The organism is Mycolicibacterium komossense (genome assembly GCF_025822605.1).
GTDB classification, from domain to species: Bacteria; Actinomycetota; Actinomycetes; order Mycobacteriales; family Mycobacteriaceae; genus Mycobacterium; species Mycobacterium komossense.
In genome coordinates this window covers 165900-176574 of sequence record NZ_JACKTY010000029.1, presented here as the reverse complement: position 1 = coordinate 176574, position 10675 = coordinate 165900, and the positions used below count along the sequence as shown (strand labels likewise).

Genomic DNA, 10675 nt, shown 5'->3' with positions numbered 1-10675 from the left:
GAATACCTGACGTGCTTATCAACCCGCTAGACGACGGCAGGACCCCTGACGTCATGGGCCACCTCAGGAGGCTGCTGAAGGTCTCGATTCCGTCCGCTGCGGTGGCTCTACTCGTTGGATTGTTGGCCCAGTTTGTGCTGGCCCAGATCAAACCCACCTACACGGCCACCGTTACCGCCCAGATCGACGCTCAGATACCAGTGGTCAGCGGCGATGCCTACCTCTATCAGATGACCGCGCCCTACTTGGCGTTGGCGCAATCCCAGACGGTTCGTCAGGCGACGGCGCACGAGATGGGCATCGGTTGGGATGCCGATCGGGTCGGCGAAAACGCCGTTGTCAAGGTCTCGAAATCCCCACTCCTATTAGACGTCACAGGAACCGCGCCGGACCGACAACAGGCTCTGATGTTGGCGACCTTGACGGTGCAAAGTCTCGACAAGGAGTCCCGCGCTCAGCGTCTCCAAGAGCTTGACCGCGCCGTGGCGGTGCCGAGTGCGGAGCTCGAGTCGCTGCAACAACAGGTTGCGGCGATCGATGAGGCATTCACCGAAAAGTACGGTTACTCCGATCCGACCGCAGACGGTGATCCGGTACGCGCCAATCTGGTTCTGCGGATCCAAGATCTCGTCAATCAGATCAACCGCATTCGCGAAGGCGGGGTGAACGGTCTGTCAGTGCTGGCCGCGCCTGACGCGGGGAGTATCGCTGCGACCGCCCCTGTGTCTAAATCTGTCGCACTGTTCGCGGCCTTGCTGGCGTTCATCGTTACCGCCGAAGCCCTGGCGTTCACCCGCGGTCGCTTCGGGCGCCGCCTCACCATGCCCAGCGCGGAACGGATAACTAGCGCGAACTCGATGACCATCGAGACCAGGGAGTCGACATCGACCGGGTTCCCTCCGGTGACTGCGGGGTTGATCGCCCGCAGAGCCAGCCGAGATCAGCGGACGATGGTGATCGTCACGATTCGCGCGGAGAGCACACTGCGGACCTGGCTGGCCGGAGAAGTGCACCCCGAACTCATCGAGGTTGAACTCATGACCTCGAATTGGGCAGCGAAGCTTGGTGATCAGATCGGGCTGGTGATCGTGATGGCATGCGTCGGTGAGAACGCGCGCCGTGCTGTCGCCCAGACCGCGAAAACCTTGTCCAGTCTTGGCATTCCGAGCCGGATGGTGTTGATCCCGGTGCCGGGCGCGTCAGCCACGACGGACACCGCAACGGAGGCACTGGCCAACGATTCCGCTGCCGAGCCCGTCACCGCCAGCCGGGAAAGCAACGATGTGGACGTCGATTCGTGAGGATCGCACACCTGTTGAGCGAGCTGTGCGACACCGGGAACGGCATTGTCAATGTGGCGGTAGATCTGGCCTGTATGCAGGCTGCCGATGGGCACGAGGTCATGGTGATCTCGTCCGGCGGCGGCTACGTAGAACTGGTTGAGACGTTTGGAGTTCAGCATCGCATGTTGCGCTTCGACCGTCGTCCGGGCTCACTTCGGACCGCCCGGCACGGCCTGAAAACTCTTCTTGCCGAGTTCGAGCCCGACATCGTGCATTCGCACACCCTGACACCTGCGCTGCTGTCGTATCTCGTGCGATTCGAAAGCACCGTCAAACGGCGCGCTGCCGACTATCGCCTGGTGACCACTGTGCACAATGAGTATCAGCGTGGCGCACTGCTGATGGGGCTCAGTGATGCGACTGTCAGCGTCAGCGATGCGGTCAGTCAAGCCATGGCGAAGCGCGGAATTCCCGCGCCCCGAAGGAAGATGGTGCACAACGGCACCATCGGTACTCCGCGCCGGCGCCCGGCGGCTGAGGTCCCAGCGATGAGCCTCGGTGACAGGTCCATCGTGGTACTCGGCGCGGTGTCGGAGCGCAAGGGTGCTGATGTTGTCGTGGCGGCGTTCGAACGGCTCGCGTCCGAGTTTCCCGATCTATCTGTGTGGTTTGTCGGAAATCAGGATTGGCAAGAAGTGGTCACGAGGGCAGCGGAGCTGTCCTGTGGTGACCGAATCCACTTTGTTGGCCTCGAACGTGAGCCCGCTAAGTACCTCAATGCGGCCACCGTCATGGTCTTGGCGTCGAGGCGCGATCCATATCCGCTCGTGGTGTCGGAAGCTCGCGAAGCCGGTGTGCCGATCATTGCGTCTGCGGTTGACGGTATTCCTGAAGCTCTTGACGGCGGCGACTCTGGCTTGCTCTTCCCCGTCGGTGACAGTGCGGAATTGGCCAACTTGATCCGTCGCGTATTGCAGTCGCCGGAGCTGAGAAGAGATCTCGCCGAGAAGTCGAGACAGGGGATAGAGCGATTCTCGGTGGACCGGATGAGCGCTGACTACATCGACGTCTATCTCGAGCAGTTGGCGTTGCGGTGTTGATTGCCGTAGCCGCACTCGGTGTGGCGGCGTACTTCATCTTTCACCGCGCGCAGCGGGGCCTGCTACTGCTGGCCGCGCTCACCCCGTTCAATGGTCTATTGCCGATTCTCCCCTTCAGCGTCCCGCCGTGGTGGAAAGAAGCGATGGTGCTGTTGACGCTGTTGTCCGCGGCGTATGCCACCCGAGGTCGGGTCCCGCGGCGCTTGAATGTTCCGTGGTGGCCCGCGATGGCGGCATTTGCCGTATTCGGTTGTGCTTCAGCCGTTGTCACCTTAGGCGTGCTCAGTTTGATACCGATCAAGATTACTTTTTTCTATCTGCTGGTCGTGGTTGCGCTCTGGCTGGCGCCGTTCACCGCTGCCGACCGTGACAAGCTCGTCACCATAGTGCTCGCAGTCGGTACCATCAACGCCAGTTGGGGGATTGCGCAACAGTTCCTCGGTGAGCAATTCCTCGTCGATCTGGGCTACAAGTTCGGAGACCAGGTCCGTACCGCCGGCGATATGTTGCGGAGTTTCGGGACATTCAATCAGCCCTTTGGGTATGGGCTTTTCCTGATGCTGACCATCCTGATCGGTCTGACCGTCGCACTCGGCGACCCGCGTCGGCGGCGCAATCAGGTCTTCTTGTGCCTTCTTCCTGTGCTGGTGGCAGGGATGGTGCTCTCTGTGGTTCGAGCCAGCTACGTCGGTCTGGCCGTCGGGCTGCTCTGGATCGGCGTTTTCCGATACCGAAAGGTGTTGGCCGGTTTAGCAATTACGGGTGTCGTCGCGGTGCCCGTCATTCTCCTTGCGATTCCGAAAAGTGCCATCGCGACCGTCTTCTCGCCCGATAGTTTCGGTACCAGAGCCGAAGGCTGGCGGGTGTCATGGTTGATGATCCTGGACAAACCATGGGGCGCCGGCCTCGGACGAGCGGGGTCAGCCGCGGACAAGCTCGTGACTGACCCCATCCGGTTGCCGGATAGCCTGGCCAACCGCATCGACGGCGCGACGGCCTACTCCATGGGGGTGCCGTATCAGCCTGACAACTACTACGTGAAGATACTGATCGAGCTCGGCCCGGTGGGCCTGTGGTTCTTCTTGATGTTCGTGGTGGCGGCACTTGTGTCCACTCTCAAGGTCGCTCGCAAGGCTGCAGATCGGATTGAGTCCAGCTTTGCGATCGGGGTGGGCGCGGTGCTCGCTGCCGCGATGGTCGCATCGTTTGTCTCGACATATTTGGAGATCTTCCCGATGGATTACTACACCTGGCTGTTGCTCGGTGCAGTCGGCTCTATACCGCTGTCTAACAACCTTGTTCGGACCGAGCAGGGATTGGATGCGGCTCCAGCCGTCGGAGCGCTGAGATGATGGAAGCTCGACGACCGTGGACGACGCGCGTGCTGGTGTTCTGTCATGTTGTGATCCTGGTCGCGGCAGTCGCGCTGGTCGGCGTGATGGGACCCGCGCCGGAATCGACTGCGGAGCCGGTGAATTGTGCCGCCGGCGAGGATATCGGTATCGCCGGAGGGGCCGAACTGATGAGCCTGTCCGATGACGACCTGGACCGGGAGCTGAGCTTCATGCGCGCCGCCGGCGTTCGTTGGCTGCGGGTCGGTGCCGATTGGGCGGTGGTGGAGGGGACCCGGGGGCAGGAGAACTGGGGCCAGACGGACCGCGTGGTGGATTTCGCACTGGCGCGCGGATTTCGCCTCCTCGGGATCGTGTTGTCCACACCGCAGTGGGCGCGCCCTGCTGACGCCTCGGGGGAGACGTTCGCTCTACCAGCGGATGTGAAGGAATTCGGCCGGTTCGCCGGCGACGCCGCCGCTCGGTACGCCGGACGGATAGGCGCGTGGGAGATCTGGAATGAGCCGAACAACCCCATTTTCGCTAAACCACGGCCAGATGTCGCGGTCTATGCATCCATGATCGAGGCCGCCTCGGCTCAGATCCGAGCCCGCGCGCCCGGTGCCCAGATCATCACCGCCGGGCTTGCGCCCGCGGGTGACGATGGCCTGAGTATCGCTCCGACCACGTTCGTCGATCAGCTATACAACGTCGCAGACAAGGGCTCCTGGGATGCGGTCGGCATCCATCCCTACACCTATCCCGCGCTTCCTGATGATCCAGACACCGGTGATTGGAACACCTTCCAACGTATCGAGATCATCCGAAACACCATGGTCGACAACGGCGATGGTGGAAAGAAGATCTGGATCACCGAGTTCGGAGCGCCCACCGGCGGCGCCCCTGACCAAGCCGTATCCGAAGACGCGCAGGCCACTGCGATCAGCCAGGGGATCGATCGGATGCGGGGCGCGTCCTACTTCGGCCCCTTGTTCATCCATCAGAGCCGAGACCGTGGCGCCGACCCGAACGATGTCGAGGACCACTTCGGGCTTTTGCGGCTCGATTTCTCTGAAAAGCCCGCCTACGCCGTGGTTTCCGCGATGTCCGGCAAGTGTTGACGATGTCGGCAACCCGTATCGCGATCGTGCACGAGCGATTCACCGAGATCGCCGGTTCCGAACATGTCGTCGAACAACTGGCGCGGCAGTGGCCCGATGCGGATGTACACGTCCCGTTGGCCAGGGCGGTGGGGATACCCAACGGATTGTCGGCGCCTCCGGTGACGACGTGGCTGGACTCGCCCTACCGCATGCTCGGCCAGCGCTCGTACGCGCCGCTGACCCCGTTGATGCCCCGTAGTTTCCGTGGGATGCGACTGGGCGAGGTCGACGTCGTCATCGCAAGTCATCATGCGTTCGCCACTCAGGTGGCCTTCGCCACCGACGCGCCCGTCATCGCCTATGTGCACAGCCCAGCGCGCTGGGCCTGGGATCCCGCCTTGCGGGCGCAGGAGGCCGGCGGGCCGGCCGGCGCTGCGGTGCTCTCAGGGCTGTCCCGAATTGCGCGGCGTGGAGAACTCGCGGCTGTTGGCCGGTTGCAGCAGGTGGTTGCCAATTCCACCGCGGTGGCCGATCGGATCTCCCGCTGGTGGGGGCGTGATGCGGTCGTTGTGCATCCGCCGGTGGATACCGAGGGCTTCACCCCCGACGATTCGGTCGAGCGCGGGGATTTCTTTCTCCTGGCGGGCCGGTTAGTGCCCTACAAGCGGCCCGATCTGGCGATTCGCGCCGCGAAACAAGCCGGCAAGCGACTGGTGGTGGTCGGCGACGGCCGGGCCATGACCGCGTGCCGGGAACTTGCTGGTCCCGACACCACGTTTGTGGGACGCGTTTCTCACCAGGAGTTGCTCGATTTGTATCGCCGCGCGCGAGCCCTGGTGATGCCGGGAATCGAGGATTTCGGCATCGTGCCGGTGGAAGCGATGGCCACCGGTTTGCCGGTGATCGCACTCGGAGCGGGCGGAGCGGTGGACACCGTGGTGCCTGAGCGGTCCGGAGTGCTGGTAGACACCGGTAGCGATGACGAGGTGGTGGCTGGTTTCGCGGCTGCCATGCGCTCGTTCACGCCGGCTGACTATCACCACGGTGAGGTCCGGGTCTGGGCGGAGAACTTCTCACGGGAGAATTTCCGGAGGCGGATTCGTGACGTGGTCGATGGCGTTCTGGCCAACTGACGCTTGTATTCGAGCCAACTGCCGGGTGTCGTAGCCCCACAGGTTTGCGTCCGGCACCCATGAAATGGGCATCAGGACGAAAAAGTGCTGGAACTCAGAATCCGTGCGAAAAGCAACGATGCCAGTGTCGGATGGCACTGCCGAGTGGGGCCCAACCGTCAATAATTTGCATTCATTACAGCAAACATATTAAGGCGACACGCGCGGATGTGATGTCTGATAGATCGAGCTCAAGCACTATTGATCGAGCGGGACACGAAATATCGAGCAATCACGGCAAATATACGATCGAGTCAATACTGTGATCTATGTCACTGGATGGGTTTGAAACGTGGCACTCGGGCTACAGACGTGAAAATATTAGCTAGAAATTCCTACAGCTAACGAAAGTGGCCTCACGAAGATGTCAGCTGCGCATCCCTCAGACGAGGCGGAAGCGGAATTCTCCGCGCCGTCCGTCCGCTCAGGCGCGGGGGCCGTCGAGCGATCAATTTTTCATCTAGTGGGACCGGATGTAGTGGGTCCGGTCCGGGGCCCGTCGAACTCGTTTCCGCTGGGCTCCGGTCGCAGTGATGATCACGCCACCGCGGAGTTCGGGCCGACGCCTGTCAGCCAGTTGTTGGATGACGCCACGGCCCGAACCTCCGAAGGCAGACGATGGCAACGGTCGTATCGACGGCAGGTCCTCGCCGTCGACTCGATCGTCGTCATCGCCGCCGTCGTGCTGGCTCAGATCGGCAGGTTCGATCTCTTCGGGACCGAGTCCAGCGGTTATGTGAGCTGGGAACGGGCTACGGCTCTCTCGGTCGGGTTGGCGCTCACCTGGCTGGTGGCCCTGGGTGTTCTCCAATCGCGAGACATCTCGCTCGTTGGCATCGGCAGCGAGGAGTATCGGCGGGTCGTGTCGGCGACCGCATGGGTGTTCGGGTTGGCCGCGGTCACCAGCCTGATCCTGCAGACCCAGCTGTCGCGGGGCTACCTGATGATCGCCCTGCCGATCGGCCTGGTCGGGCTGCTGGCCGGGCGGCACGCCATCCGACGGAATCTAGCGAAGAAGCGGTTGCGTGGGGAGTTCGTCACCCGGGTGCTGATCCTGGGCAAGCCGGAGCAGGCCGCGGTGCTGTGCACCAGCCTCGACCGGTCCAAGGAGGTCGGCTACTCGGTGGCAGGGGTCTGCATACCGGACTACGACGGCGCAGTCGGTCAGCAGCTGATCACCTCCAGTGGCGCCCTACCTATCCTTGGTGACGAGAACTCGGTCGAAGTCGCGCTCAGGCTGACCGGGGCCGATGCGCTGGCCGTCACCGCTGTCGAGCAACTGGGTCACGAGAAGATGAGGAAGCTGGCCTGGAGGCTGGACTCGCTCGGCGTGGACATCATCGTCGTGCCCGGGATGACCGATATTGCCGGCCCTCGGCTCAAACTGCGGCCCATCGACAACCTTCCGCTGTTCCACATCGCCCGACCCAACCACGGTGGGCCGTCCATGTACGGAAAGCGCGCCTTCGATCTGATCTTCGGTACCGCAGCGCTGGCCGTTCTCCTGCCCGCGATGGTGATCACCGCCTTAGCGATCAAATGCGATGACGGCGGACCGGTGTTCTTCCGGCAGGACCGTGTCGGCCAACACGGAAAGCTTTTCCGGATCCTGAAGTTCCGCAGCATGTCGGTCGACGCCGAGATTCGCAAGGGTGCCGAGCAGTCCAAGGGCGGCAACGCTGGCGTGTTCTTCAAATCGGCCTCGGATTCCCGAGTGACTCGCGTCGGTCGGTTGATCAGGGCTACCAGTGTCGACGAGTTACCTCAGCTGTTCAACGTCCTCGGGGGATCGATGAGCATCGTGGGCCCGCGACCGCTGGTCCCCGGAGAGGGTGAGTCTGTCGAGGATTTCGTGGCGCGACGGGCACTCGTCAAGCCCGGCATCACCGGTCTGTGGCAGGTCTCGGGTCGCTCGGATGTGTCCGAGGAGGAACGAATCCGGCTCGACCATTCCTATGTCGACAACTGGTCCTGCGTCCAGGATCTGGTCATCGTGTGGCGCACCGCCCGGGCAGTGCTGAACCGCGACGGTGCCTACTGACTGATCGCGGCAGCGGCCAGTAATCTCAGCCGGTGAACACCGAACCCTCACGACCCGCCCTCGACATCGCGGAACTCCGCGCCAGCGCCGTCGAGCCGGCGGGCCGTTGGCGTCTCATCGACGTCGTAACGCAGACCGGCTCGACCAATGCCGACCTTCTGGCCCGGGCAAGCGCGGGCGAGGATATTCGCGGTGCAGTGCTGGCCGCGGAATTTCAGAACGCCGGGCGGGGACGCCACGGGCGGGTATGGTCGGCGCCGGCGCGCTCCCAGATCTCGGTCTCTGTCGGGATCGACGCCGCCGCGGTCCCACCCTCGGGCTGGGGATGGTTGCCGCTGGCCACCGGGGTGGCCGTGGTGGACGCGGTCGCCGAGGTGACCGGTGTGCAGGCCGGGCTCAAGTGGCCCAACGACGTTCTCGTCCCTGGTGGAAAACTCGGGGGCATCCTCGCCGAGGTCGCCGCACCTGCGCAGGTGATCGTCGTCGGGCTGGGACTCAACGTCACACTGACCGAGGCCGAAGCGCCTGATCCCGCTGCACGATCGTTGGCGATGTTGGGAGTGCCGGACGTGGATCGAAATCAGTTGTTGAGCACCATCCTGGGACACCTGGCTTCGAGGATCGACAGCTGGCGGGCTGCGAACGGCGCCGACAAAGCATTGGCCGCCGACTACCGCCGCCGCAGCGTGACGTTGGGCAGCGATGTCCGGGCGATCTTGCCGGGTGACAAACAGGTCATCGGGGTGGCCCGCGACGTTGACCAGTTGGGCAGGCTATTGATCGACACCGCGGACGAACGCGTGACGGTCGCCGCCGGAGACGTCACGCATCTACGTCCGGCCGGGTGACGTTCGCGGCCGGTGGGGTCTGGTGCAACTGCATCCCCACGGTGACGACGGCGGGATTGGCACGGCCCGGCGTGACGGGTGTCTGCAGCGCCTGGAAGCCGTAGACGAACAGCGACACCGACACCAGCGACCACACCATGCCGATCAGCCAGTTCACGTCCGTGTGCCCAATGGTATTGGCCAGGAAGAACACCGCGACTGCGACCAGCGGATAGCCCAGCGTGATGTAGAACCGGGCGTCGCGACTGTGGCACCAGTTGGGGTGCCGGCGGATGCGGAGGTGCCACGCACCGAGCGCAATGACCATTGCGATCCCGAGTACGGTCGTGTTCGTCAACAACCCCCCAGGCTGCGGTGGCCAAAAAGTGGCCACAGTCTGCTTGCATTCTGCGCCTGCGGGGGTGTCTGCCGCAACACTCCGGGTAGATCATTCCACCCAATATCTAGGCACCTGTCCGGTGGCCGTTGACGGCGTCATGGGCACCGTCAGGGAGTCGCTGCGGGATGGACTCGATGGTGTGGGCGGCGGCGCGCCGCCGGTGCGACGCGCTGTCCAGGGCGTTGACGCCGTAGACAAACGAGATCATGGCGGCGAGTGCCCACATATTGCCCAGCGCCCACTCCCACTCGGTTGAGGTGGGTGAAGCGGTCAGCCAGTACACGGCGAGCGCCATCATCGGATAGCCGCTCATGATGTAGAACCGGCCGTCGCCGCTGACTGACCAACTGGGGTGGCGTCGAATTCGGAGGTGCCAAGCCGACAGGACAATGACCGTGGTGATCGCGGCGAAGGTCACGCCCATCCGAACTCCCGGCATCATCGGCGGCGTAGTTACTTCTGCTGTGCGCTGAAGCTGGGCTAACGATCCGGCGGCACCAGCGAAACTACGTCAGAAGAAGCTAACAGCCATACCTGGGTGGTTGGCTGGTAAACCCTGAAACGTCGCTGAGATTGGCCGATCTGAGGCACTTTTGCGACAAAATACATATGTTTTGCAGTTGTTTGCATGCAAATCGGTGGTTAAGCCTTGCCAGGGTTCCTTTGCTAAGTTTGCGCTGTCATCGCAAAGTGCGAGTGACCTTCTCGGTCGTCCTACGTCTGTCCTGGGCGGCGGGGTCCGGGTTCGCGACCTGCACCAGCGACGCTCCGGCGGCGAATACCGCCAGCAGATTACCCACCAACAGCTCGGGAGTTTCCCACCCTCCGGCCGACCACACTCGGTCGGTTGCGGTCAGTTCAGCCGTTCCCGCGGCCGCGCGGGCGGCGGCCAACAGGTCCTCGGCGGATCGACCGGCCAGCGCGTCGCCCGGTGATCGTTCCGGGATGACCTGGTCGCCATGAACTCGTACCGATGTCGCATAGTCGGTCAGCCCGATCGGCAGATCCGGTACCGGCTTGCCGAACGGATCCAGCGACAACACGGCGATTTCACCCAGACCTGCCGCCCGGTCCGCCTCGTCGAGTCGGTCGATCGTGCACAAGGCGATATCGGCTGAGCCCTCCGGCACAGCTTGGCCGGGGGCCGGAAGCACCACCTCGGCGCCGACCCACCAGGTTCCGAACAACACCGCGGCGGTCTGCCAGTGAGCCGGCAGCAGCACGGCAACCCGGCTGCCCGGACCGGCGCCCAACTCGTCGCGCAGCAGGTTGGCGGTCTTGGCCGCCCAGTTGACCAGTGTGACCGCGGAGACCTCGATCCGTTCCCCGGTGGCGTCGTCGTAATAGGTGATCCGTGGACCCATGGGGTCGTCGCGAATCAGCGGATCCAGCAGCGCGCTGGAGAGGTTGACTGGCAC

General features: G+C 63.4%; 10 protein-coding genes. 7 read left to right on the top strand and 3 right to left on the bottom strand.

Going from position 1 to position 10675, the window contains the following annotated elements; translation table 11 throughout:
- The first annotated feature begins 53 nt into the window (after nucleotides 1-53).
- From H7J73_RS14280 to H7J73_RS14250, 7 genes are all read left to right on the top strand, one after another.
- A complete protein-coding gene (locus tag H7J73_RS14280) occupies nucleotides 54-1301 on the top strand; it encodes a GumC domain-containing protein (protein WP_264068095.1) in 1248 nt (415 codons plus the stop codon).
- On the top strand, nucleotides 1298-2383 hold the full coding sequence (locus H7J73_RS14275) for a glycosyltransferase family 4 protein (RefSeq protein ID WP_264068092.1): 1086 nt from the start codon (nucleotides 1298-1300) through the stop codon (nucleotides 2381-2383). The genes H7J73_RS14280 and H7J73_RS14275 overlap by 4 nt, the downstream gene beginning before the upstream one ends.
- Nucleotides 2384-2610: 227 nt before the next feature.
- On the top strand, nucleotides 2611-3735 hold the full coding sequence (locus H7J73_RS14270; RefSeq protein WP_264068091.1) for an O-antigen ligase family protein: 1125 nt from the start codon (nucleotides 2611-2613) through the stop codon (nucleotides 3733-3735).
- The gene (locus tag H7J73_RS14265) at nucleotides 3732-4835 is read left to right on the top strand and encodes a glycoside hydrolase 5 family protein (RefSeq protein WP_264068090.1); all 1104 of its coding nucleotides are present in this window, start codon (nucleotides 3732-3734) and stop codon (nucleotides 4833-4835) included. Before H7J73_RS14270 ends, H7J73_RS14265 begins: the two co-directional genes overlap by 4 nt.
- 2 nt (nucleotides 4836-4837) lie before the next feature.
- Nucleotides 4838-5950, top strand: a complete 1113-nt coding sequence (locus tag H7J73_RS14260; protein WP_264068088.1) for a glycosyltransferase — start codon at nucleotides 4838-4840, stop codon at nucleotides 5948-5950.
- Nucleotides 5951-6452: 502 nt separating this feature from the next.
- The gene (locus H7J73_RS14255) at nucleotides 6453-8030 is read left to right on the top strand and encodes a sugar transferase (protein ID WP_264068087.1); all 1578 of its coding nucleotides are present in this window, start codon (nucleotides 6453-6455) and stop codon (nucleotides 8028-8030) included.
- A 32-nt stretch (nucleotides 8031-8062) separates the two neighbouring features.
- Nucleotides 8063-8878: a biotin--[acetyl-CoA-carboxylase] ligase gene (locus H7J73_RS14250; RefSeq protein ID WP_264068086.1), complete on the top strand. Its 816-nt coding sequence runs from the start codon at nucleotides 8063-8065 to the stop codon at nucleotides 8876-8878.
- Here the strand turns inward: H7J73_RS14250 and H7J73_RS14245 are convergent.
- From H7J73_RS14245 to H7J73_RS14235, 3 genes are all read right to left on the bottom strand, one after another.
- The gene (locus tag H7J73_RS14245; protein ID WP_264068084.1) at nucleotides 8853-9218 is read right to left on the bottom strand and encodes a hypothetical protein; all 366 of its coding nucleotides are present in this window, start codon (nucleotides 9216-9218) and stop codon (nucleotides 8853-8855) included. The genes H7J73_RS14250 and H7J73_RS14245 overlap by 26 nt on opposite strands.
- Nucleotides 9219-9321: 103 nt before the next feature.
- Nucleotides 9322-9681, bottom strand: coding sequence for a hypothetical protein (locus tag H7J73_RS14240; protein WP_264068083.1), 360 nt, complete (start codon nucleotides 9679-9681; stop codon nucleotides 9322-9324).
- 256 nt (nucleotides 9682-9937) lie between these two features.
- Nucleotides 9938-10675 carry a TIGR03089 family protein gene (locus tag H7J73_RS14235; RefSeq protein WP_435405496.1) on the bottom strand — a complete coding sequence of 246 codons (738 nt, stop codon included), beginning with the start codon at nucleotides 10673-10675 and terminating at the stop codon, nucleotides 9938-9940.

Coding starts and splice junctions, on each gene's coding strand:
- H7J73_RS14240 (WP_264068083.1), bottom strand. CDS start 9,681: ATGGGCGTGACCTTCGCCGCGATCACCACGGTCATTGTCCTGTCGGCT.
- H7J73_RS14265 (WP_264068090.1), top strand. CDS start 3,732: ATGATGGAAGCTCGACGACCGTGGACGACGCGCGTGCTGGTGTTCTGT.
- H7J73_RS14260 (WP_264068088.1), top strand. CDS start 4,838: ATGTCGGCAACCCGTATCGCGATCGTGCACGAGCGATTCACCGAGATC.
- H7J73_RS14280 (WP_264068095.1), top strand. CDS start 54: ATGGGCCACCTCAGGAGGCTGCTGAAGGTCTCGATTCCGTCCGCTGCG.
- H7J73_RS14270 (WP_264068091.1), top strand. CDS start 2,611: ATGGCGGCATTTGCCGTATTCGGTTGTGCTTCAGCCGTTGTCACCTTA.